24 protein-coding genes are annotated in these 23,381 nt (G+C 55.3%); 14 read left to right on the top strand and 10 right to left on the bottom strand.

Annotated features, from left to right (window positions below; translation table 11 throughout):
- Positions 1-3: 3 nt before the first annotated feature.
- The 5 genes from EAE_RS16940 to EAE_RS16920 form a co-directional block, all read right to left on the bottom strand.
- Entirely contained in the window at positions 4-1,029 is a 1,026-nt protein-coding gene (locus tag EAE_RS16940; protein WP_015705075.1) for an LLM class flavin-dependent oxidoreductase, read from the bottom strand.
- Between the two features lie 154 nt (positions 1,030-1,183).
- Positions 1,184-1,942 (bottom strand): SAM-dependent methyltransferase, encoded by a 759-nt coding sequence (locus EAE_RS16935; RefSeq protein WP_015367120.1) that lies wholly within the window; start codon positions 1,940-1,942, stop codon positions 1,184-1,186.
- A 10-nt stretch (positions 1,943-1,952) separates the two neighbouring features.
- Positions 1,953-2,210 carry a YjhX family toxin gene (locus EAE_RS16930; protein ID WP_015705074.1) on the bottom strand — a complete coding sequence of 86 codons (258 nt, stop codon included), beginning with the start codon at positions 2,208-2,210 and terminating at the stop codon, positions 1,953-1,955.
- Between the two features lie 299 nt (positions 2,211-2,509).
- Positions 2,510-3,049 carry a DUF2058 domain-containing protein gene (locus EAE_RS16925; protein WP_015367123.1) on the bottom strand — a complete coding sequence of 180 codons (540 nt, stop codon included), beginning with the start codon at positions 3,047-3,049 and terminating at the stop codon, positions 2,510-2,512.
- Positions 3,050-3,099: 50 nt separating this feature from the next.
- A complete protein-coding gene (locus EAE_RS16920; RefSeq protein ID WP_015705072.1) occupies positions 3,100-3,582 on the bottom strand; it encodes a cold-shock protein in 483 nt (160 codons plus the stop codon).
- A 171-nt stretch (positions 3,583-3,753) separates the two neighbouring features.
- On the opposite strand from EAE_RS16920, the gene EAE_RS16915 reads away from it, so the two are divergent.
- Positions 3,754-4,644 (top strand): oxidoreductase, encoded by an 891-nt coding sequence (locus EAE_RS16915; RefSeq protein WP_015705071.1) that lies wholly within the window; start codon positions 3,754-3,756, stop codon positions 4,642-4,644.
- A gap of 104 nt (positions 4,645-4,748) precedes the next feature.
- Positions 4,749-5,228, top strand: coding sequence for an efflux pump transcriptional repressor OqxR (gene oqxR / locus EAE_RS16910; protein WP_015705070.1), 480 nt, complete (start codon positions 4,749-4,751; stop codon positions 5,226-5,228).
- Positions 5,229-5,292: 64 nt separating this feature from the next.
- On the opposite strand, the gene oqxB is transcribed toward oqxR, so the two are convergent.
- Positions 5,293-8,445, bottom strand: a complete 3,153-nt coding sequence (oqxB, locus tag EAE_RS16905) for a multidrug efflux RND transporter permease subunit OqxB (protein WP_015705069.1) — start codon at positions 8,443-8,445, stop codon at positions 5,293-5,295.
- 23 nt (positions 8,446-8,468) lie between these two features.
- Complete coding sequence (oqxA, locus tag EAE_RS16900; RefSeq protein ID WP_015367128.1) at positions 8,469-9,644, bottom strand: multidrug efflux RND transporter periplasmic adaptor subunit OqxA; 1,176 nt, start codon at positions 9,642-9,644, stop codon at positions 8,469-8,471.
- A gap of 330 nt (positions 9,645-9,974) precedes the next feature.
- Here oqxA and EAE_RS16895 point away from each other — a divergent pair, with 330 nt between their 5' ends.
- The 4 genes from EAE_RS16895 (at position 9,975) to EAE_RS16880 (ending at position 12,781) form a co-directional block, all read left to right on the top strand.
- Positions 9,975-10,325 (top strand): helix-turn-helix domain-containing protein, encoded by a 351-nt coding sequence (locus EAE_RS16895; protein WP_015367129.1) that lies wholly within the window; start codon positions 9,975-9,977, stop codon positions 10,323-10,325.
- A 126-nt stretch (positions 10,326-10,451) separates the two neighbouring features.
- Positions 10,452-10,856, top strand: coding sequence for a cell envelope integrity protein TolA (tolA, locus tag EAE_RS16890; RefSeq protein ID WP_015705068.1), 405 nt, complete (start codon positions 10,452-10,454; stop codon positions 10,854-10,856).
- 88 nt (positions 10,857-10,944) lie between these two features.
- The gene (locus tag EAE_RS16885; RefSeq protein ID WP_015705067.1) at positions 10,945-11,673 is read left to right on the top strand and encodes a MerR family transcriptional regulator; all 729 of its coding nucleotides are present in this window, start codon (positions 10,945-10,947) and stop codon (positions 11,671-11,673) included.
- 148 nt (positions 11,674-11,821) lie between these two features.
- Positions 11,822-12,781: a YbgA family protein gene (locus tag EAE_RS16880; protein ID WP_015367132.1), complete on the top strand. Its 960-nt coding sequence runs from the start codon at positions 11,822-11,824 to the stop codon at positions 12,779-12,781.
- Between the two features lie 34 nt (positions 12,782-12,815).
- Here the strand turns inward: EAE_RS16880 and yajD are convergent, their stop codons facing one another.
- The 3 genes from yajD to icd all read right to left on the bottom strand — a co-directional run bounded on the left by yajD (position 12,816) and on the right by icd (position 15,044).
- Complete coding sequence (gene yajD / locus EAE_RS16875; RefSeq protein ID WP_015367133.1) at positions 12,816-13,163, bottom strand: HNH nuclease YajD; 348 nt, start codon at positions 13,161-13,163, stop codon at positions 12,816-12,818.
- A gap of 133 nt (positions 13,164-13,296) precedes the next feature.
- Positions 13,297-13,596, bottom strand: a complete 300-nt coding sequence (locus tag EAE_RS16870) for a hypothetical protein (RefSeq protein WP_015367134.1) — start codon at positions 13,594-13,596, stop codon at positions 13,297-13,299.
- Between the two features lie 197 nt (positions 13,597-13,793).
- Positions 13,794-15,044: an NADP-dependent isocitrate dehydrogenase gene (gene icd, locus EAE_RS16865; protein WP_015705065.1), complete on the bottom strand. Its 1,251-nt coding sequence runs from the start codon at positions 15,042-15,044 to the stop codon at positions 13,794-13,796.
- Between the two features lie 239 nt (positions 15,045-15,283).
- Between icd and rluE the strand changes: the two genes are divergently transcribed.
- The 8 genes from rluE (at position 15,284) to EAE_RS16825 (ending at position 23,162) form a co-directional block, all read left to right on the top strand.
- Positions 15,284-15,934 (top strand): 23S rRNA pseudouridine(2457) synthase RluE, encoded by a 651-nt coding sequence (gene rluE / locus EAE_RS16860; RefSeq protein WP_015705064.1) that lies wholly within the window; start codon positions 15,284-15,286, stop codon positions 15,932-15,934.
- A 21-nt stretch (positions 15,935-15,955) separates the two neighbouring features.
- A complete protein-coding gene (locus tag EAE_RS16855; RefSeq protein WP_015367142.1) occupies positions 15,956-16,414 on the top strand; it encodes an NUDIX hydrolase in 459 nt (152 codons plus the stop codon).
- A gap of 56 nt (positions 16,415-16,470) precedes the next feature.
- The gene (gene mnmA / locus EAE_RS16850; protein WP_015367143.1) at positions 16,471-17,577 is read left to right on the top strand and encodes a tRNA 2-thiouridine(34) synthase MnmA; all 1,107 of its coding nucleotides are present in this window, start codon (positions 16,471-16,473) and stop codon (positions 17,575-17,577) included.
- 56 nt (positions 17,578-17,633) lie between these two features.
- The gene (hflD, locus tag EAE_RS16845) at positions 17,634-18,275 is read left to right on the top strand and encodes a high frequency lysogenization protein HflD (RefSeq protein ID WP_015367144.1); all 642 of its coding nucleotides are present in this window, start codon (positions 17,634-17,636) and stop codon (positions 18,273-18,275) included.
- Between the two features lie 3 nt (positions 18,276-18,278).
- Positions 18,279-19,649: an adenylosuccinate lyase gene (purB, locus tag EAE_RS16840; protein WP_015367145.1), complete on the top strand. Its 1,371-nt coding sequence runs from the start codon at positions 18,279-18,281 to the stop codon at positions 19,647-19,649.
- Positions 19,650-19,817: 168 nt separating this feature from the next.
- Positions 19,818-20,492 (top strand): two-component system response regulator PhoP, encoded by a 675-nt coding sequence (phoP, locus tag EAE_RS16835; RefSeq protein ID WP_015367146.1) that lies wholly within the window; start codon positions 19,818-19,820, stop codon positions 20,490-20,492.
- Positions 20,489-21,955 (top strand): two-component system sensor histidine kinase PhoQ, encoded by a 1,467-nt coding sequence (gene phoQ / locus EAE_RS16830; protein WP_015705063.1) that lies wholly within the window; start codon positions 20,489-20,491, stop codon positions 21,953-21,955. Before phoP ends, phoQ begins: the two co-directional genes overlap by 4 nt.
- A gap of 85 nt (positions 21,956-22,040) precedes the next feature.
- Complete coding sequence (locus EAE_RS16825; RefSeq protein WP_015367148.1) at positions 22,041-23,162, top strand: ribosomal protein uL16 3-hydroxylase; 1,122 nt, start codon at positions 22,041-22,043, stop codon at positions 23,160-23,162.
- Positions 23,163-23,381 lie beyond the last annotated feature (219 nt).

Below are 23,381 nucleotides of genomic sequence, written 5' to 3'. Positions count from 1 at the left end.
TTTTTAATCACGCCACCCCATTGCCGGTGCAACGTGCTTCAGAATAGACTCAATCACGTGAGCGTTATAATCCACGCCCAGCTGATTCGGCACCGTCAGCAATAAAGTATCCGCTTCTGCGATCGCCTCATCCTGTTTCAGTTGCTCGATGAGCTTATCGGGTTCAGCGGCATAGCTGCGGCCGAAAATGGCGCGGGTTTTCTCATCAAGAAAACCAATACTGTCGCTATTATCCCGGCTGGAGCCGAAATACATCCGGTCGCGATCGTTCATCAGGGCAAAGATACTTCGACTGACCGATACCCGCGGCATACGCGTGTGCCCCGCTTCCGTCCAGGCCTGACGATAGGCGCGGATCTGTTTCGCCTGTTGGATATGGAATGGTTCGCCCGTCTCATCATCTTTCAGCGTCGAGCTTTGCAAGTTCATGCCGAGCTTCGCCGCCCACATCGCCGTAGCATTAGAGCCCGCGCCCCACCAGATACGTTCGCGTAATCCGGCGGAGTACGGCTCAAGACGCAGCAATCCCGGCGGGTTGGGAAACATGGGTTGCGGGTTGGGCTTCGCGAAACCTTCGCCGCGCAGCACGTCCAACAGCACCTCAGTATGGCGCCGCGCCATGTCAGCGTCGGACTCGCCATCCTGTGGTTGAAAACCAAAATGACGCCAGCCATCAATCACCTGTTCCGGCGAACCGCGGCTGATGCCAAGCTGCAAACGCCCTCCCGAGATCAAATCCGCAGCGCCAGCATCCTCCGCCATATATAGCGGGTTTTCGTAGCGCATATCGATAACGCCGGTGCCAATCTCAATCTTTTTAGTCTTCGCGCCGATAGCGGCCAGCAGCGGGAACGGTGAACTGAGCTGGCGGGCGAAATGGTGCACCCGAAAATAGGCGCCGTCCGCGCCTAACTCTTCGGCGGCAACGGCCAGATCGATGGATTGTAAAAGCGTGTCGGCAGCGGAACGAGTCGCCGACTGCGGCGATAGCGTCCAGTGGCCAAATGACAAAAATCCAATCTTTTTCATGAGGATAGCCCCTGATTTGGCAAAACATTCAGCAGACGCGGAGATAATATTCCGCGTCTGTTTGTGGTTCCCCTACTCTACCCCTTAGCCAAAATGTATAAATGGCGTTTATTTAACAGAATGGTTCAAATAAATTGACCAAATATAACGATGGCTATTTCTGCATCAGCGCAAAAACGCCCCAACCGAAATATTCCCGGGTATAAGTGACGTGGCGAAGCGGTGCGGCATTGAGCTCCGCACGGACCTCAGCCGCAAATTCATCGTCGGGATTCGCCTGCAGCCAACGGCGCATCGTCAGCCATTTAGCGGCTTCATAACGGTCCCACCCTTCGCGGTCAGCCAGCACCATCTCAACAATGTCATAGCCCAGTTCGCCAAAAGTGGCGACCAGCGCTGGAAGCGGCAACAAATCGGCCACCGCAGAAACGCCGCAGGCGCGCGCTTGTTCTTCTGTGGCGGGTACCTTACGCCACCAGGGTTCCCCGATAAGTAGCATACCGCCAGGCTTAAGGCTGCGGGCTAACTGCGCCACGGTTCCAGCGACGCCGCCGGCAATCCACGTCGCGCCGATACAGGCCGCTACATCGTATTGCCGTTCGGCAACGTAACCTGCCGCATCGCTATGGAGAAAAGTGACGCGATCGCTAACGCCAAGTGCTGCGGCGCGTTGTTTAGCCTGCGCGGTAAACAATGGGCTCATATCAATGCCCAGACCGCCGATAGCATGGTCCCGCGCCCAGGTGCAGAGCATTTCACCAGAACCGCTGCCAAGGTCGAGGATCTGCGCCCCTGCCTGCAGGCGAAGTACGCGGCCAAGCGTGGCATATTTTTCCGCTGTGAAGGGGTTATGGATACGATGTTCACTTTCGCTGATGGTAAAGATACGTGGGATATCGATAGTTGTGGTCATGTCACTCTCCTTACCGGTTATCCGGCTGGGCGCGAACGTTATTCAGCCCGCTGGTGTTGATGCGGTACGGCTGGCCGTTAACGGATTTAATCAGTTTTTTAGTGCGGAGTTTTTTGAAGACGGCGAGCGTACAGTCGCTGAGCAGTAGGCCTTCGCGGCTATAGCACTCCACGGCGATGACGCGGCCTGAGGTATCGCGAATGTGCGCAATACGTCCGCCTTTCGCGAGAACGTGTAAGGTACGTTGTTCCTGACGGGATAAATTCATACTGGAAAACCTGTTTAATCATCATGTGCAAAACGTGCAAACACGCAGCGGTGTCCGCATTCGATTTCAGCGCAGTGATAACCAGCCCGGCCTGAAAGGTCGGCAAACTGATTATCAGATGATTACATTCTCCAGCATCAAAGCCTCGGTAGAGTTGAAAGGTATTTACCGGCTGGATGATAACATCCAGTGACAGAAAGGATATTTATAAACGGGAAAATTGTGATCGGTATCTGAAATTGCGCCCCCGCCTCATGACGAAAGGCGCACAATGAATGGCAGCAACGCATTGCTCCTGATTACCACATCAAATCATCAGGTACTTTAAAGTCAGCGTACGGATCGTCTTCGTCCTCTGCTTCCTGGCTCAGGGCGCTGTTCAACACAATACTCTCGGCGTCGCGCTGGGCGATTTTATCCGCCACGCTGGCAGGGATAATCGCGTATTCATATTTACCGTTATTATCAACAGCAAGGCGGGCAATCGCCAGACGGCCGCTAATGAGCTGCGCCTGGGTGGTTTTATCCACATCAATGTTTTTGATGAGATTATTATCCGTAAAGTTAAAAGCGATATGGCCTTTCGCAATCGTGATTCGGTTCATTTCGATCAGCTGCTTAACCTGCGCTTTATACTCTTTTGCTAAAGCCGCTTGCTTTTGCTGCTCGCTGAGCTGCTTGTCGCGCTCAAGCTGGGCTTTTTTGTTTTCCTCAACGGCCTCGCGGGCTTCACGCGCCTGAACACGTGACTTTTTCGCCGTTCTCTGAACCTTAGCCATCTTTTTACTGGTGACCAGACCCGCTTTCAGCATCTGCTCTTGTAAGGTAAGTTTTGTCATCGTCGTTTCTACAATCGTTTGAATGATGTTTTGGATACGGTAAATCAGAGTCAGACTTTCAGGAGCTTCACCGTGGCGTCGATGTCGATTTCATCTTCAGAGAAGATGAGCGTGGTGCCCTGAAAGGTAGTGATCGCCAGCTTTTTCAGCGTACGCATTTCACCCGGCTTCACGCTCGCTTTGGGCTTGATACTGTTCATCAGCAGCCCCACGGAGAGCACCGCATTTTCCTTGTCGATATGCGTATCTGCCGGTACTTCCTCACTGTAGACCAGGTAAGACTTGATCGATGTCAGCTTCAGGCGCTCACCGGCAATATACAGATGTTTGCTTTCCGGGATGACCTTCACCGCGTAAGCCGAAAGACCTTTATTATTAGTCGTAGGTTCAAACGTGACCGCCGCATCTTTCTTAATCAGCTCCGGATTGGCGACCTTAATCACGTGAAAATAGCGGTTATCACCATTTTCATCTTTGATAAATCCGAAACCTTTATCTTTAAACCACGTTGTGATCGTACCGTTCATCGCCATTACCGCCTGATTAATCGTTTATCTACTCAATTTTGCAGCGCGCAGTTTAAAGCACAATGCCAGCGTAGACCATGCCTTTGCTCTAAGTGTTGCCCGATATCGGCAATTGATCCTGGCTTTTGCCGAAAATTTGATTCATTAATGAGTACGGTTCATTCAGGAGAATGCATGATGCCTAATCTACCCTCCATTGCGTTGCTAGGTCCTGGCGCTATCGGCACGACCATCGCCGCCGTACTGCATGAAGCGGGCCGCAAACCGCTGCTCTGCGGGCGCACCGCGCATCAGCGGTTGATTTTACGCCACGAAGACGGCGAAACGATCATTCCAGGGCCGGTATTGACCGATCCGCATACGCTTGAACGCCCGGTTAAGCTGCTGTTTGTGGCGGTGAAAACCACCCAGGTAGCGGATTGCGCGCTCTGGCTTAACGCGCTGTGCGATGAAAACACGGTGGTCTGCGCACTACAGAACGGTGTCGAACAGGAAAGCCTGCTTGACCCTTATGTTAACGGCGCAAAGGTATTGCCTTCGGTTGTCTGGTTTCCGGCACAACGGGAGGCGGATGCTTCGGTATGGTTACGCGCCAAACCGCGTCTGACGCTACCCGATACGCCGCATGGGAAGAAGATAGCCGAGGTTCTCGACGGTACCCGCTGCGCGGTTGAGTTGACGGCAGATTTCGCATCGGTCGCCTGGCGGAAACTGCTGCAAAATGCCGTCGCTGGCCTGATGGTGCTGGCGAATCGCCGCGCCGGGATGTTTTCGCGCCAGGACATCACCGGGCTGGCGCTGGCCTATCTACACGAGTGTCTGGCGGTGGCCCGCGCAGCAGGGGCGGTACTCGCCGATAGCGTGCCGCAGGAAATTGTTGATGGGTTTCATCAGGCGCCGGCGGATTTAAGCACCTCGATACTTGCCGACCGTCAGGCCAATCGTCCGCTGGAATGGGACATTCGCAACGGAGTTGTACAGCGCTATGGCCGAACGCTGGGCGTTGCCACCCCCATCAGCGATGTCGTCGTGCCGCTGCTGGCGGCTGGAAGCGAGGGGCCTGGCTAAGATTGCTTCAAAAAAATTACCGTATTTGTTATAGTGTTAATCACTGATTATTTACCTCTGCGGTGCCAAAAAGAACAAGATTCACCGCAACCCAGGACAAGAAAATGCTAGATTACCGCTTCCCGACAGCTTTGCAGATGGTTCTCAGCGTAGCGATGGCGGAGCAATTGGGTGAACGTTCGACGAGTGCGATCCTGGCCTACGGCCTGGAAGCCAACCCGAGCTTTATCCGTAAACTCATGGTTCCGCTCACCCGCGACGGCATCATCGTCTCCACACTTGGCCGCAACGGCTCTATTCATCTTGGCCGTCCTGCCGATCAAATCACGCTGCGTGATATCTATCTTTCCGTTATTGAAGATAAAAAACTGTGGGCGTCTCGCCCTGACGTCCCGGCTCGCTGCGTGGTCAGCGCCAACGCTTGCTGGTACTTTAAGTCCGTAGCCGATGAAGCCGAGCAGGCGTCGCTCGCGGTGTTAGCTCGCCACACCGTGGCGAGCGCCCTGGAAGAGGTCAAAAAAGCCGATACCAGCGGCTGCGATCCGCTGCCTGAGCTGACTGCCCGCTATAAAGAAGCGCATTAACTTTTCTTGTTGCGAAAAAAAACCGCCTTAAACGAAAAGGCGGTTTTTTGTTATTAGCAGCGACCTACTCAGGCAGGACGTCCCTAACCGGTTCGCCGCGCGTCACCAGTTTTCGCAGCGTCACGTAAAACACCGGCGTCAGGAACAGCCCAAACAGCGTCACGCCGAGCATACCGGAGAACACCGTGATCCCGGTGACGCCGCGCACTTCCGCCCCCGCGCCGTGGCCCAGAATCAGCGGAATCGTCCCGGCAATAAAGGCAATCGAGGTCATGATAATCGGGCGTAAGCGCAGACGACAGGCTTCCAGCGCCGCTTCCATAATCCCTTTGCCCTGAATTTCCAGTTCGCGGGCAAACTCGACAATCAGAATCGCGTTTTTACAGGCCAGCCCCATCAGCACCACCAGCCCCACCTGCACAAATACGTTATTGTCGCCGCCGGTCAGCCAGACGCCAAACAGCGCGGAGAGCATGGTCATCGGAACGATAAGGATCACCGCCAGCGGTAGCGTCCAGCTTTCATATAGCGCCGCCAGCACCAGGAACGCCAACAGTACCGCGACCGGGAAGACGATCAGCGCCGTATTGCCCTGCGTGGCCTGCTGGAAGCTGAGATCCGTCCACTCAATATTCATCCCATTCGGTAGTATCTGCTTAGACATGCCTGCCAGCTGCGTCATCGCCTGGGTGGACGAGAGCACGCGGGGATCGGCATCGCCAATCAAATCCGCCGCCGGATAACCATTGTAGCGAATCACCGGATCCGGTCCGTAGGTGGTATTAATATTCACCATACTGCCAATCGGCACCATTTCGCCCTGATTATTGCGGGTGCGTAAATTAGCAATATCTTCCACGCTGTCGCGGAACGGCCCGTCAGCCTGCGCCATTACGCGCCAGGTACGCCCAAACTGGTTAAAGTCATTCACATACGATGACCCCAGATAAGTTTGCAGCGTCCCGAAAAGGTCGGTCAACGACACGCCCTGCGCTTTCGCTTTATCTCGATCGACCTGCACATCCAGCTGCGGCACGTTCGCCTGATAGGTCGATATCGGGAAATGCATCCCCGGCGTCTGCATAATCGAACCCGACATCGCGTTCACCGCGTTTTGCAACGCGCCATAACCCAGACCGGCGCGATCCTGAATATACAGTGAATAGCCGGAACCCTGACCCAGCCCTAAAATCGGCGGCGGCAGAATCGAGAAACCAAAGCCCTGCTGAATTTGCGCGATTTTGGCATTAATCTCGGCATTAATTTCCGCTGCGGTGTGTTTTCGCTGATCGAACGGTTTCAGACCAAAAAAGACCGTCCCGGTATTCGGCGTATTGGTGAACTGCAGCGCATTAAGCCCCGGAAAAGCCACCGCATAATCCACGCCTTCGGTATTCATACCGATTTCGCTCATTTTGCGGATCACGGCGTCGGTGCGCGCCAGTGAAGAGCCTTCGGGCATTTTCACGCCGCCAATTAAATACAGTTTATCCTGCGTCGGAATAAACCCGCCGGGTACGACTTTAAACATCACGCCAGCGGCGCAGAGCAGCAGGACGTAGACCACAAACACCGCGCCGCGTCGCCCGAGCGTTTTGCCTACCAGCCCCTGATAGCCGTTTGAGCTACGATGGAAAAAACGGTTAAACGGACGGAAAATCCAGCCGAACAAGCGATCGATAAGCCGGGTCGGGAAGTCTTTCGCCGCGCCGTGCGGTTTTAACAGCAGCGCAGCCAGCGCTGGCGAGAGCGTCAGGGAGTTGATGGCGGAGATCACCGTCGATATCGCAATCGTCACCGCAAACTGCTTATAAAACTGCCCCGTTACCCCGGAGAGGAACGCCATCGGCACAAACACCGCGCACAGCACCAGCGCGATAGCGATAATCGGCCCGGAGACTTCGCGCATCGCCTGATGCGCCGCCGCTAGCGGAGCCAGCCCCTCTTCGATGTTTCGTTCGACGTTTTCCACCACCACGATGGCATCATCCACGACGATACCGATCGCCAGTACCAACCCGAACAGACTCAGGGTATTCAGCGAAAAGCCCAGCAGATAAAGAATGCTGAAGGTACCCACCACCGATACCGGCACCGCGATAAGCGGAATAATCGACGCACGCCACGTCTGCAGGAACAAAATCACCACCAGCACCACCAACACCACCGCTTCCAGCAGCGTTTGCACCACCGCGCGAATCGAATCACGCACAAACACGGTCGGATCGTACGGCGCCGCCCATTTCATATCTTCCGGGAAACGGGTGGAGAGTTCGTTCATTTTCGCGCGTACGGCGTTAGACAAATCGATAGCATTCGCCCCCGGCGACTGGAAAATACCAATCCCGACCGCGTCTTTATTGTTAAGCTGGGAACGTAGCGCATAGCTACCCGAGCCCATTTCGATACGCGCCACGTCGCGCAGGCGCACCAGCGAACCGTCTTGCGCCGTTTTCAGAATAATATTGCCAAACTCTTCTTCCGTATGCAGACGCCCCTGGGCGTTAATAGAGATCAAAAAATCGCTCTCTTTCGGCAGCGGCTCGGCGCCCAGCTGTCCGGCGGAAACCTGAACGTTTTGCTCCTGCATCGCCGTCACCACATCCGATGCGGTTAACCCGCGCGCCGCAACCTTATTGGGATCCAGCCAGATGCGCATCGCATATTCACCCGAGCCAAAAATCTGGATCTGCCCGACGCCGGGCAGACGCGCGAGTTCATCTTTTACTTTCAACGTGGCGTAGTTACGCATATACAGTGAATCGTACTTACCGCCGGGTGAAAACAGATGCACCACCAGCGTCAGCGTTGGCGATTGCTTCTGGGTGGTGATGCCTAAACGGCGCACATCTTCCGGGAGACGCGCCTCGGCCTGCGAGACCCGGTTTTGCACCTGAACCTGCGCCTGATCGGGGTCGGTTCCCGGACGGAACGTGACGGTAGTGACCAGTACGCCGTCAGAGCCTGCGACGGACTTCATGTACATCATATTTTCGACGCCGTTGATGGCTTCTTCCAATGGCGTCGCCACGGTTTCGGCGATCACTTTCGGGTTGGCGCCGGGATACTCCGCCCGCACCTGCACGCTAGGCGGTACGACATCAGGATATTCGCTGACCGGCAACAGCGGAATGGCGATCAAGCCGGTGATAAAAATCAGAATCGACAGCACGGCGGCAAAAATCGGCCTGTCGATAAAAAAGCGGGAAAAGTCCATATGGCGGATTCTCAGATAAGGGATCAGTTGAGGGCGGCGCTGGTGGTCATGGCAACGGTCTTCGCGTTAACCGGCATTCCCGGCATAAACACTTTTTGCAAACCATCGACGATGACTTTATCCCCAGGGTTCAGCCCCTGCTTGACGATACGTAAACCGGCAGCCAACCGCCCCGGCGCAATATCGCGACGCTGGGCTTTACCCTCTTTATCAACGATATAGACATATTTACGATCCTGATCGGTCAGTACCGCTTTGTCGTCGATAAGCGTGGCTTTGAATTCAGCGCTGCCCGGCAAGCGGACACGGGCAAAGAGTCCCGGCGTGAACAGACGCTGCGAATTGTCCAGCAGCGCGCGCATGCGGATCGTACCGGTGCTCGGCGTTAACTGATTATCCAGAAAATCCACTTTACCCTGATGAGGGTAGCCCTCTTCGCCCACAAGGCCGATCTCAACCGGTAATGCCTGGTGGCTGCTGGAGGCCCCTTGCCCCCTGCGGGCAAGATTTTGGTAGTGAAGATAGGTCGACTCATCCACGTCAAAGTAGACGTAAACCGTTTTCTGCGACACCAGCGTGGTGAGCACGCTGGCGGTATCGCCAGCGGTGACCAGATTACCGCTGGTGATCAACGCGCGGCTGGCGCGGCCGTCGATGGGCGCGGTCACTTTGGTGAAATCCAGATTAAGCTGCGCGGCATCAACCGCCGCCTGGGCGGCGCGAATATCCGCTTGCGCCTGGACCGCAGCGGAGCGGCGCTGCTCCCACTCTTCACGGGAAACCAGATTGGTATTGATTAATTTATCGGTACGGTTTGCTTCACTTCGCGCCAGGCTGGCTTGCGTTTTCGCTCTCGCCAGGGTTGCCTGCGCCTGTTCCAGCGCCGCGCGATAGGTTCGATCGTCAATGGTGAATAACACCTCCCCCTTCTTCACCTCCTGACCGTCGGTGTAATTCACTTTATCAATATAACCAGAAACGCGGGGACGGAGCTGCACGCTTTCCACCGCCTCAATCCGGCCATTAAAGCTATCCCACTGGCTAATGGATTTCACCACCACCTCAGCGGCGCTGACGGCAGGCGCTTGCGGCGCGGCGTTTTGCGCGACGCCTTCATCGCAGCCGGCGAGCAGCGCCGAGAGTAGCACCATACCTACTGCAGTCAGATGACGTTTTCCCCAGGTTTTTTGCAGGCTCATTATTTTTATTCCGGTAATTGTCGCCGCCGGGCAAGACGCTGCGGGAGACGCTGCGCCACTTCCTTTGTCCGGGCAGGCTTAAGGCCATTTGTGTCGTTCATCGCCACAAAACTGTAACAGTTGCGAATACACTATCGCGGCGATTGTAGGAAGGCGCTAAACTAAGTGCAAGAATAATTGTTGCACTTTATGTGCTATTCATCTGGATCGAAAAAAGCCCATTTCAGGCAGGGAATTAATTGCAACAATAAAACTTGCAATTAATGCTAAAACGAGCCACCTTAAATGCAACAATTAAAGATGCTTTTATTATCTGCGTGGAGCAACAAGATGAACACTGCTGCGGTTATTCACGATCTACTCGATTGGATCGACAACAATCTCGAGAGCCGTCTGGATATTGAGACCGTTGCCAGGCGTGCGGGCTATTCGAAATGGCACCTGCAGCGGATCTTCAAGGAGCACACCGGTTACCCTCTCGCTGAATATATTCGCATGCATAAGCTACAAAGATCGGTCGAACGCTTAGCCAACAGCGACGAGCCTATTTTAAACGTGGCGATCGCACTGGGTTTCGACTCCCAGCAATCCTTTAACCGCAGCTTCAAGCGCCAGTATGGTCAGGCGCCCGGCGCCTGGCGACGCAGTATCTGCGGCGCAGAAACACAGCATTTACGCTAACCGTCGTGATAATCGTCCTCAGGGAATCGGCGAGCGAACAGTAGAAGCACCTATGTTTAGCAGCTATCAGGGCGTAGCGCCTACCGTTATGATTGGCCCATACCAAACAAACAAGGACGCGTTACCATGCTGAACAAATCGCCGTTGGTGTTGTTATTGTTCCCTTTACTGCTGGCAGGTTGTCACCATCATCAGCCCACGCAGCGCACGGCGGCGAGCGCCACTGAAGTAGACGATCTGTTCGCCAGCCTCCCTTCGTCGAAACCATCAAGTCGGGCTACCTACGCCCGACAGATAATGACCGCCATCAGGGCAAAAATGCCTGATTCCGTAGAGTATCCCGGGCAAACCTGTCGTATTCGTTTGTCGCTGCAGCGTGATGGCACCGTAAATTCCGCTACCGTGGAAAAGGGTGATGAAGAACTATGCAACACTGTTGTAGCCGCATTTATGCAAGCAGACATTCCCGCCGCGCCGGATGATGACGCTTATCAGACGTTTAAAAATACCAGTATCGATTTTAAAGCATAAGACTAACGCTTTATTACCAGCAGCATGGCATTCAACCGACCGTAATTCGTAGTATATTAAAAACAATCTCTGTTATCAGGTATACGGAATGTCCTACTCCATCGGCGAATTTTCCCGTCTTTGCGGCATCAATGCGACCACGCTGCGGGCCTGGCAACGCCGATACGGCCTGCTAAAACCCGAGCGGACCGATGGAGGCCACCGCCTGTACAACGATGATGATGTCCAATTGGCGCTAAAAATTCTCGACTGGGTAAAAAAAGGCGTGCCTGTAAGCCAGGTTAAACCGCTGTTGACCCGTCCTGACGCCGGCCCTGGTGATAACTGGCTTGTCCTGCAGGACAATATGCTGCAGCGGCTGAAAGAGGGAAAAATCGAATCCCTGCGCCAGCTGATCTACGATGCCGGTCGGGAAAATCCCCGCCCTGAGCTGGTTTCCAACGTATTGCGCCCGTTACGCAGTAAAGTATCGGCTAATGTGCCGGCGATGCAGACCCTACGTGAGATCCTCGACGGCATCATTATCTCCTACACCTCTTTTTGTCTTGAAGGCGATAAACGCGCGCCGGGCGATAACTCTCTGATTACCGGCTGGCACCTGAGCGACCCATGTGAAATCTGGCTGGAAGCGCTCATGCGTACCGGACAAGGTCATCGCATCGATGTGCTACCGATGCCGTCCACCGCGCTGGCCCCGGAAATCTTTCCTCAACGCCACTGGTTGCTGGTGACCACGGGCCAGCTCACCGCCGCACGCCAGAGACAGATAGATCTCTGGCGTCAATTGGTGATTTCTCTGGACGTTATCTCCTTGTAAAAAAGCTTTGCTCCCCTACGCCATGTTCTCCGCTAAAAAAGCACGCCAAAAACTTGGACAAAAATACGTGATTGTGTAAGTTTAATGTATCGGGCTAAACGTTTTTGCGCGATGGCCCATCCAGTGAGAACAAAGCGAGGAGTACGCCATGAATAAGCAACCTGTCATTGGCATCAGCGGCTGTTTAACCGGCTCGTCCGTGCGCTTTGATGGCGGACATAAACGATTGCCATTTGCGATGGATGAACTGGCGCCGTGGGTAACCTTCAAACCCATTTGTCCGGAAATGGCCATCGGTCTCAGCTCTCCTCGTCCGGCTCTGCGCCTGGTGCGGACCGACGAAGGTGAGATTCAGATGCGTTTTAGCAGCGAGCCGCACGACGATGTCACGGGCAAAATGGCGGACTTTACCGCCGGTTACCTGCCTGGGCTTGGCGAATTAGCAGGTTTTATCGTCTGCGCCAAATCACCTAGCTGCGGCATGGAACGCGTGCGCCTGTATGATGAAAAAGGCAACCGCGGGCGCAAAGAAGGAACCGGCCTGTTTACCCACGCGTTGATGGAAGCCTATCCGTGGTTGCCGGTAGAAGAGGATGGACGACTGCACGACCCGCAGTTAAGAGAGAATTTTGTCGAGCGTCTTTTCGCCCTGCATGAACTGAATACGCTGCGGGCCAATGGCCTGACCCGTCGGGCGTTAATGGATTTTCATAGCCGCTATAAACTGCAGCTACTGGCGCATCATCAGGCCGGCTATCGCGAAATTGGCCCTTTCGTCGCGTCGATGCATCAATGGCAAGACCTGGATGCCTTTTTCGTCGCCTACCGCGATAAGCTGATGGCGATCCTGAAAAACACCGCCTCCAGGAAAAACCACACCAATGTGCTGATGCATATTCAGGGCTATTTCCGCGAACGGTTGAATAGCCGCCAGCGCGGCGAGCTGCGTGACGTGATACTGCATTATCGCGCGGGGCTGCTCCCAATCCTGGCGCCCCTTACGCTGCTTAAGCATTACCTGGCCGAGTATCCTGATCGCTATCTGCAGACGCAAAACTATTTTGATCCCTACCCGCAGGCTTTAGCCCTGCGCCTGGGTGTTAATTAACCGCCAGGCGGTGTGCAATTACGACGAAGCGTGACTACTTCTTCTTGTTCATCATGGCTTTTAAATCGGCAAAAGGATTGTAGGTGGCTTCACCGACATCCTTTTGCGCATCTTCACCGGCCACCACTCTGGTACCGTACTGGTCGGCCTCAGTGTACTTGGAGTGCTCATGATCGTGGCAATAGAGGCACAATAGCTCCCAGTTGCTGCCATCTTCCGGGTTATTGGTATGATCGTGATCGATGTGATGTACCGTCAGTTCACGCAGGTTGGAGTAGACAAATTCGCGCGAGCAGCGTCCGCATACCCATGGATAAATTTTAAGCGCCTTCTCGCGATAGCCACTTTCCAGGCGGGCGTAGTTTTTGGGGATCAAAGCCATGGCAGATGTTACCTGTGATAAAGAGAGAATTTACGATAATAACGCCAATATAGCGTAAAACGGAGCAGGAAAGGAAATCGATGCGCTGAGGTGGCGGGGGCAAAATCCCGGCGTGGCGCCGGGAAGATGATTATTAATGGCTGGTCACTGCCGCCGCCGCGACCGGATGATCCGCTGAAGCGACAACCGTGGTACGCGCCACAGGATGGCGACCGTTATCGCTGGTTGCCGCCGCCACCGCCACCGGATGGTCCGCTGTGGCGACAGCCGTAGTACGCGCCACCGGATGGTTGCCATTATCGCTGGTTGCCGCCGCGACCGCCACCGGATGATCGGCTGAGGCTACAGCTGCGGTCCTTGCGACCGGATGGTAACCCGCGAAGGCAGAAATACTTGCTGATGCTAATACCAGGGTCAGAATAATCTTTTTCATAATATCACCTCTAATAATAATAACCTGAAAAAAACCAGGCAAAATATGGCAATAAATACAGCCAATGGATGATTTACCGTAGCAAGCGGCAGCGGGCATGAATAGCTCACTGTTATTTAATTATGGATAACCCGGTACACAACAAATAAAAACGGGAACCCTTAGGCTCCCGTTTCGCATTAATCCAGAAAAATGGATTACATGTTTTTGATGATAGCGTCGCCGAACTCAGAGCATTTCAGCAGTTTAGCGCCTTCCATCAGACGTTCGAAGTCATAGGTCACGGTCTTAGCGGCGATGGCGCCTTCCATGCCTTTAACAATCAGGTCTGCGGCTTCGAACCACTGCATGTGACGCAGCATCATTTCTGCAGACAGGATGATGGAACCTGGGTTCACTTTATCCTGGCCGGCATACTTCGGCGCGGTACCGTGGGTGGCTTCGAACAGCGCGCACTCGTCGCCAATGTTGGCGCCCGGCGCGATACCGATACCGCCAACCTGCGCCGCCAGGGCGTCAGAGATATAGTCGCCGTTCAGGTTCATACAGGCGATAACATCGTATTCAGCCGGACGCAGCAGGATTTGCTGCAGGAACGCATCGGCGATCACGTCTTTAACCACGATCTCTTTGCCGGTGTTCGGGTTCTTGATTTTCACCCACGGGCCGCCGTCGATCAGCTCACCGCCGAACTCTTCGCGAGCCAGCTGGTAACCCCAGTCTTTGAACGCGCCTTCGGTGAACTTCATGATGTTACCTTTGTGCACCAGGGTCACGGAATCACGATCGTTAGTGATCGCATATTCGATAGCGGCGCGTACCAGGCGTTTGGTCCCTTCTTCAGAGCACGGCTTGATGCCGATACCGCAATGTTCCGGGAAGCGAATTTTCTTCACGCCCATCTCATCGCGCAGGAATTTGATAACTTTGTCAGCTTCGGCAGAGTCTGCTTTCCACTCGATACCCGCATAAATATCTTCGGAGTTTTCACGGAAGATAACCATATCGGTCAGCTCCGGGTGTTTAACCGGGCTCGGGGTGCCCTGATAGTAACGTACCGGACGCAGGCAAACGTAGAGATCCAGCTCCTGACGCAGCGCCACGTTCAGAGAACGGATGCCGCCGCCAACTGGCGTCGTCAGAGGACCTTTAATAGCAACACGGTAATCACGAATCAGATCGAGGGTTTCAGCAGGCAGCCAGACATCCTGGCCGTAAACGTGGGTAGATTTTTCACCGGTGTAAACTTCCATCCAGGAAATTTTACGCTCGCCTTTATAGGCTTTCTCAACGGCGGCATCAACCACTTTCAGCATCGCTGGGGTAACGTCAACACCGATACCGTCGCCTTCAATGAACGGGATAATCGGGTTATGAGGGACGTTCAGTTTGCCGTTTTGCAGGGTGATTTTCTGACCTTCCGCCGGAACTACTACTTTGCTTTCCATTAACCTCTCCTTCGAGCGCTTCTGGTTCTGCTCTTCCCTCTTCACGCGAGCCTGGTGTTGGCTTAGTCGGCCTACTCCTGAGTACCGGGTCGCCCCGCTAACCGGAGATTCGCGTCCGTGTTGCCTTCCTGCCTGTATTGCGAATCGGTTTGAGCAATTTTTTGTTAATAATTTGTAATGAGCATGTCAATACTACCTGAATGTTTGCGTCCATGAAAGGCATTCGTAATTAGGCTATAATGCGGCAATTGAGAGAGCCTGAAAATACCATGCAGAAAACTTCATTTAGAAAACATCGCGTTGAGCGATTCAGCACACAACAAGTGACCAGACAACGTAAAGAACGCCAGCTTAAAACTGTGATCTTGTTCAATAAACCCTACGATGTGTTGCCGCAGTTTACCGACGAGTCCGGGCGCCGCACGCTGAAGGATTTTATCCCTGTCGCCGGTGTTTACGCCGCCGGTCGTCTTGACCGCGACAGCGAAGGTCTGCTGGTGCTGACCAACGACGGCGCGCTACAGGCAAAACTGACCCAGCCCGGTAAGCGCACCGGCAAAATTTATTTCGTTCAGGTGGAAGGCGAACCTACAGAAGAAGCGATCCGCGCGCTGCGCGACGGGGTGACGCTCAACGATGGCCCAACCCTGCCCGCCGGCGTGGAGCTGGTGAATGAACCCGCCTGGCTTTGGCCGCGCAATCCGCCGATTCGCGAGCGTAAATCGATTCCCACTCGCTGGCTAAAAATCACCCTCTATGAGGGGCGCAACCGTCAGGTTCGCCGGATGACCGCTCATGTCGGTTTTCCGACGCTAAGGCTAATTCGCTACGCCATGGGCGGCTATACGCTTGATGGCTTAGCCAACGGCGAGTGGCGTCAAACCGAATAACCGCATTCATAAGGAAGCTCGATGTTTAAACCGCACGTCACCGTCGCCTGCGTGGTACACGCCAAAGGCAAATTCCTGATTGTTGAAGAGACGATTAACGGCAAAGCGCTATGGAACCAGCCAGCTGGTCATCTTGAGGCCAATGAGACCCTGGCGCAGGCCGCCGAACGCGAACTGTGGGAAGAGACCGGTATTCGCGCCGCGCCGCAGCACTTCATCCGCATGCACCAGTGGCAGGCCCCGGATAATACGCCGTTCCTGCGCTTCCTGTTTGCCATTGAGCTTAACGATACGTGCGCTACTGAACCGCACGACAGCGACATCGATCGCTGTCTGTGGCTCAGCGCTGAGGAAATTCTTAACGCTAAAAACTTGCGCTCGCCGCTGGTGGCGGAAAGCATTCGCAGCTATCAGCAGGATCCGCGGCATCCGCTGTCGCTGATTGCGGAATTTAACTGGCCGTTCACAGGGGGTGCCTGAACGGTTGACGCGTGCTAGAATACGCCGCCTTGAAGTTCAATGTGGTGAGTATTCCAATGTCAGAAAGTCCAAAAAAAGTGATCGTCGGCATGTCCGGCGGCGTCGATTCCTCTGTTTCCGCCTACCTTCTGCAACAGCAAGGGTATAAGGTGGAAGGCCTGTTCATGAAGAACTGGGAGGAAGACGACGGTGAGGAATACTGCACCGCCGCTGCCGACCTCGCCGACGCGCAAGCCGTCTGCGATAAGCTCGGTATTGAACTGCATACCGTCAACTTTGCCGCAGAATACTGGGATAACGTCTTCGAGCTGTTCCTCGAAGAGTATAAAGCAGGCCGTACGCCGAACCCGGATATCCTGTGCAACAAAGAGATCAAATTCAAAGCCTTCCTTGAGTTCGCCGCAGAAGACCTCGGCGCTGACTACATCGCCACCGGTCACTACGTGCGCCGCGCCGATGTCAACGGCAAAAGCCAACTGTTGCGCGGGCTCGACGGCAATAAAGACCAGAGCTATTTCCTCTACACCCTCAGCCACGAACAAATCGCGCAAAGTTTGTTCCCGGTCGGTGAGCTGGAAAAGCCGCAGGTGCGTAAAATCGCCGAAGAGCTGGATCTTATCACCGCGAAGAAAAAAGACTCTACCGGCATCTGCTTTATCGGCGAGCGTAAATTCCGCGACTTCCTGGGCCGCTATCTGCCTGCGCAGCCAGGCAAAATCATCACCGTCGACGGCGATGAGATCGGCGAACACCAGGGGCTGATGTATCACACCCTCGGCCAGCGTAAAGGGCTTGGCATCGGCGGCACCAAAGAAGGTAGCGAAGATCCGTGGTACGTGGTCGATAAAGACGTGGAAAACAACGTGCTGATCGTCGCCCAGGGTCACGATCACCCGCGTCTGATGTCCGTCGGCCTGATTGCCCAGCAGTTACACTGGGTCGATCGTCAGCCGCTGCAGGGCACCCTTCGCTGCACGGTGAAAACCCGCTACCGCCAGACCGACATCCCCTGCACCGTGAAGGCGCTGGATGACGACCGCATCGAGGTTATCTTTGATGAACCCGTCGCCGCCGTGACGCCGGGACAGTCGGCTGTTTTCTATAGCGGCGAAGTGTGTCTCGGCGGCGGAATTATCGAACAGCGTCTGCCGCTGGCGTCTTGATCGACCATTTTCCGCCGGATGCCTGATTAACGCCCGGCGGGTTACAAGGAGTAAGCGTGGCGAAGAATTATTATGACATCACTCTGGCGTTGGCGGGCGTATGCCAGGCGGCGCGGCTGGTTCAGCAACTGGCGCATCAGGGGCATTGCGACAGCGACGCCCTGCACGTTTCGCTGAACAGCATCATCGATCTCGACCCGGATTCAACGCTGGCGGTATTCGGTGGGAGTGAAGCCAATCTTCGTCTCGGGCTTGAGACTCTGCTCGGCGTGCTGAATACCAGCAGCCGTCAGGGCCTCAACGCGGAGCTCACCCGCTACACATTAAGCCTGATGGTGCTGGAACGTAAACTCGCCGCCAGCAAAGGGGCGATGGATACCCTCGGCAACCGCATCGGCGGCCTGCGCCGTCAGTTAGAACATTTTGATCTACAATCTGAAACGCTGCTCAGCGCGATGGCCGGCATTTACGTTGACGTCATCAGCCCGCTGGGGCCGCGCATTCAGGTCACAGGTTCCCCTGCCGTGCTGCAAAGCCCGCAGGTTCAGGCGAAGGTACGCTCTACCCTACTCGCCGGCATTCGTTCCGCCGTGCTATGGCATCAGGTTGGCGGCGGACGTCTGCAGCTCATGTTTTCTCGCAATCGTCTGGTTAACCAGGCAAAACAAATTCTTGCTCATTTAACCCCGGAGTTATGATTTATGGAATTATCCTCACTGACCGCCGTTTCCCCCGTAGACGGCCGCTACGGCGATAAAGTCAGCGCGCTGCGCGGTATCTTCAGCGAATTCGGTTTGCTGAAATTCCGTGTACAGGTAGAAGTCCGCTGGCTGCAAAAACTGGCCGCGCACGCAGCGATCAAGGAAGTTCCTGCTTTTGCTGCCGACGCAAACGGTTTCCTTGATAAAATCGTTGCCGACTTCAGCGTAGAGGACGCGGAGCGTATCAAAACTATCGAACGCACCACCAACCACGACGTGAAAGCGGTAGAATATTTCCTCAAGGAAAAAGTCGCCGATATCGCCGAGCTGCATGCGGTGTCAGAATTCATTCACTTCGCCTGTACTTCTGAAGACATCAACAACCTGTCGCACGCGCTGATGCTGAAAACCGCCCGTGACGAAGTGGTGCTGCCGTACTGGCGCAAGCTGATTGACGCGATTAAAGATCTGGCGACCCAATACCGTGACGTGCCGCTGCTTTCTCGTACTCACGGTCAACCGGCTACCCCGTCCACCATGGGCAAAGAGATGGCCAACGTCGCCTACCGTATGGAGCGCCAGTACCGTCAGCTGAATCAGGTGGAAATCCTCGGTAAAATCAACGGCGCGGTCGGTAACTACAACGCCCACATCGCTGCCTATCCGGAAGTTGACTGGCACCAGTTCAGCGAAGAGTTCGTTACTTCGCTTGGCATTCAATGGAACCCGTACACCACCCAGATCGAGCCGCACGACTACATTGCCGAACTGTTCGATTGCATGGCGCGCTTCAACACCATCCTGATCGATTTCGATCGCGATGTGTGGGGCTACATTGCGCTCAACCACTTCAAACAGAAAACCATCGCCGGTGAAATCGGCTCTTCGACCATGCCGCATAAAGTGAACCCGATTGACTTCGAAAACTCCGAAGGCAACCTCGGCCTGGCGAACGCCGTGATGCAGCATCTGGCCAGCAAACTGCCGGTTTCCCGCTGGCAGCGCGACCTGACCGACTCCACCGTGCTGCGTAACCTCGGCGTAGGTATCGGCTATGCGCTGATCGCGTACCAATCCACGCTGAAAGGCGTGAGCAAACTGGAGCTGAACCAGGATCGTCTGCTGGACGAACTGGATCACAACTGGGAAGTGCTGGCTGAGCCGATCCAGACCGTCATGCGCCGCTACGGTATCGAAAAACCGTACGAGAAGCTGAAAGAACTGACCCGCGGTAAGCGCGTTGATGCCGAAGGCATGCAGCAGTTCATCGACGGCCTGCCGCTGCCGGAAGCAGAAAAAATCCGCCTGAAGGCGATGACCCCGGCTAACTACATCGGCCGCGCGACCACCATGGTCGACGAGCTGAAGTAACCGGCCTGACTCAGGTAGCATGGGCAATCTCTTCGCGCATGCTACCTGGCAACCCCCCACTTTCCACGCAGAAAAACGCGCTCTCCCGCCTGGTTTAAATAATGTTTACCCCCAGCCCCACATAATGGCGTTAAACTATTAAAATCGAAAATGAAATGGAGAATGGGCATGCGCGTACTCGTCGTTGAGGATAATGCTCTGCTGCGCCATCACCTCAAGGTCCAGCTACAGGAATTGGGGCATCAGGTGGATGCTGCGGAAGATGCAAAGGAAGCAGACTACTACCTGGGCGAGCACATCCCGGATGTCGCCATCGTTGACCTCGGCCTACCGGATGAAGACGGTCTGTCGCTAATCCGCCGCTGGCGCAGTCACGACGTATCGGTACCGGTACTGGTGCTGACCGCCCGTGAAGGCTGGCAGGATAAAGTTGAGGTGCTGAGCGCTGGCGCCGATGATTACGTCACCAAACCCTTCCATATCGAAGAGGTCGCCGCCCGCATGCAGGCGTTGCTGCGTCGCAATAGTGGCCTGGCCTCGCAGGTTATCTCGATCCCGCCGTTCCAGGTGGATTTATCGCGCCGCGAGTTGTCGGTCAATGAACAGCCGATCAAGCTCACCGCCTTTGAGTACACCATCATGGAAACGCTGATCCGTAACCGCGGCAAAGTGGTGAGCAAAGATTCGCTAATGCTGCAGCTCTACCCGGATGCCGAACTCCGCGAAAGCCACACCATCGATGTGCTGATGGGGCGGCTGCGTAAGAAAATCCAGGCGCAATATCCGCAGGACGTGATCACCACCGTGCGCGGCCAGGGCTACTTATTCGAACTGCGCGGATGAAAAGCGTGTTACGACATATTCTTCCGCTTTCTCTGCGCGTCCGCTTTCTGCTGGCGACCGCCGCCGTGGTACTGATCCTGTCGTTGGCGTACGGCATGGTTGCGCTGGTAGGCTACAGCGTGAGCTTTGATAAAACCACCTTCCGCCTGCTGCGCGGCGAGAGCAACCTGTTCTACATGCTGGCGAAGTGGGAAAATAACCACATCGATGTCGATATCCCCGAACACCTGAACATGCAGAGCCCGACGGTGACGCTGATTTACGACGCCAAAGGTAAACTGCTGTGGGCGCAGCATGACGTCCCGTGGCTGGTGAAGCGGATCCAACCTGAATGGCTGAAAAGCAACGGCTTTCATGAAATAGAAGCCGATGTTGGCAGCAGTAGTCTGCTGCTGCGCAATAATGATGAAATGCGCGAACAGCTTGATGCCATCCGCGAGGAAGACGACTCCTCGGAGATGACGCACTCGGTGGCGATTAATCTCTATCCAGCCACCGCGACGATGCCGCAATTGAGTATTGTGGTGGTCGACACCATTCCGGTGGAGCTAAAACGCTCTTACATGGTGTGGAGCTGGTTTATTTACGTGCTGGCGGCCAACCTGTTGCTGGTCATTCCGCTGCTGTGGCTTGCCGCCTGGTGGAGTTTACGCCCTATCGAATCCCTGGCGAAAGAGGTCCGCGAGCTGGAAGAACATCATCGCGAGAGGCTCGATTCTCACACCACTCGTGAACTTACCGGCCTGGTCAGTAACCTCAATCGCCTGCTGAAAAGCGAGCGTGACCGCTATGACAAATACCGAACCACCCTCACTGACTTAACCCACAGCCTGAAAACGCCGCTGGCGGTGCTGCAAAGTACCCTGCGCTCGTTGCGCGGCGAGAAAATCAGCGTCAGCGAAGCTGAGCCGGTAATGCTGGAGCAGATTAGCCGCATCTCGCAGCAAATCGGCTACTATCTCCACCGCGCCAGCATGCGCAGCGGCAATGCGCTTCTCAGCCGGGAACTGCACCCCATCGCCCCGCTGCTGGATAGCCTGACCTCTGCTTTAAATAAGGTCTACCAGCGTAAAGGGGTCAACATCACGCTGGATATTTCACCGGAGATAAGCTTTGTCGGCGAGCAGAACGACTTTATGGAAGTGATGGGCAACGTTCTCGATAACGCCTGCAAGTACTGTCTGGAGTTTGTCGAAGTCTCGGTACGCCAGACCAACGACAACCAGTTGCATATTCTGGTGGAGGACGACGGCCCCGGTATCCCCCGCAACCAGCGCACGGCGGTGTTCGATCGCGGCCAGCGCGCCGATACGTTGCGTCCGGGTCAGGGGGTAGGCCTGTCTGTCGCCCGCGATATCGTCGAACAGTACGACGGCGATATCCTGACCGGTGACAGCCTGCTCGGCGGCGCCTGCATGGAAGTTATCTTTGGCCGCCAGCTTCCTGATGATAAAGAGAGCTAACGCAACAGTTTTTTAACGGCGCCTGCATCGCCGCGGCGCCGCATCCGTTATAATCCCAGACAGACACCTGCTGTGGAATATAAATATGGACTATCAATTAACGCTTAACTGGCCCGACTTCATCGAACGCTACTGGCAAAAACGCCCGGTAGTGTTAAAGCGCGGCTTCGCCAATTTCATCGACCCAATCAGCCCGGATGAACTGGCCGGCCTGGCCATGGAGAGCGAGGTCGACAGCCGCCTGGTGAGCCATCAGGACGGAAAATGGCAGGTCAGCCATGGTCCATTTGAAAGCTACGATCATCTTAGCGAGAACAACTGGTCGCTGCTGGTGCAAGCGGTGAACAACTGGCACGAGCCGACGGCGGCATTGATGCATCCCTTCCGCGCCCTGCCGGACTGGCGTATCGATGACCTGATGATCTCTTTCTCCGTTCCCGGCGGCGGTGTGGGTCCACACCTTGATCAATACGACGTGTTTATTATTCAGGGCACCGGCCGCCGACGCTGGCGCGTGGGCGAAAAGGTGCCGATGAAGCAGCACTGCCCGCATCCCGATCTGCTACAGGTTGATCCATTCGAGGCCATCATCGATGAGGAGATGGAACCTGGCGATATTCTCTACATTCCGCCAGGATTCCCACATGAAGGCTATTCGCTGGAAAATTCGCTTAACTATTCGGTCGGCTATCGTGCGCCGAATGCCCGCGAGCTGTTCAGCGGTTTTGCTGACTATATTTTGCAACGAGAGTTGGGCAGCCAGCGCTATGCCGATCCGGACGTGCCATCCCGCGACCATCCGGCCGATATTCTGCCGGTTGAACTGGATCGCCTGCGTGAGATGATGCTGGGGCTGATTAACCAACCTGAACACTTTAAGCAGTGGTTTGGTGAGTTCATTACCCAATCCCGCCACGAGCTTGACGTAGCGCCGCCGGAGCCGCCATACCAGCCGGATGAAATTTACGATGCGCTGCAGCAGGGCGATAAGCTCGCCCGCCTTGGCGGCCTTCGCGTGCTGCGGATCGATGGCGAAGTGTTCGTCAACGGCGAGAAAATCGACTCTCCGCACCGCCCGGCGCTTGACGCCCTGGCAACGCATCTGTCGCTACGCGCCGAACATTTCGGCGATGCGCTGGAAGACCCATCTTTCCTCGCCATGCTAGCGGCGCTGGTCAACAGCGGATACTGGTTCTTCGAGGACTGAGTCGACACCCTGCCCGGTGGCGCTACGCTTACCGGGCCTACAAACGGCATCAACCCACATCCTGCCCGGTGGCGCTACGCTTACCGGGCCTACAAACCACATCAACCCACACCCTGCCCGGTGCGCTGCGCTTACCGGGCCTACAACGGCATCAACAACACCCTGCCCGGTGGCACTGCGCTTACCGGGCCGACAAACGGCATCAACCCATACCCCGCC

Origin of the sequence: Klebsiella aerogenes KCTC 2190, assembly GCF_000215745.1 — a bacterium.
GTDB classification, from domain to species: Bacteria; Pseudomonadota; Gammaproteobacteria; order Enterobacterales; family Enterobacteriaceae; genus Klebsiella; species Klebsiella aerogenes.
This window is presented reverse-complemented; position numbering and strand designations above follow the sequence as displayed.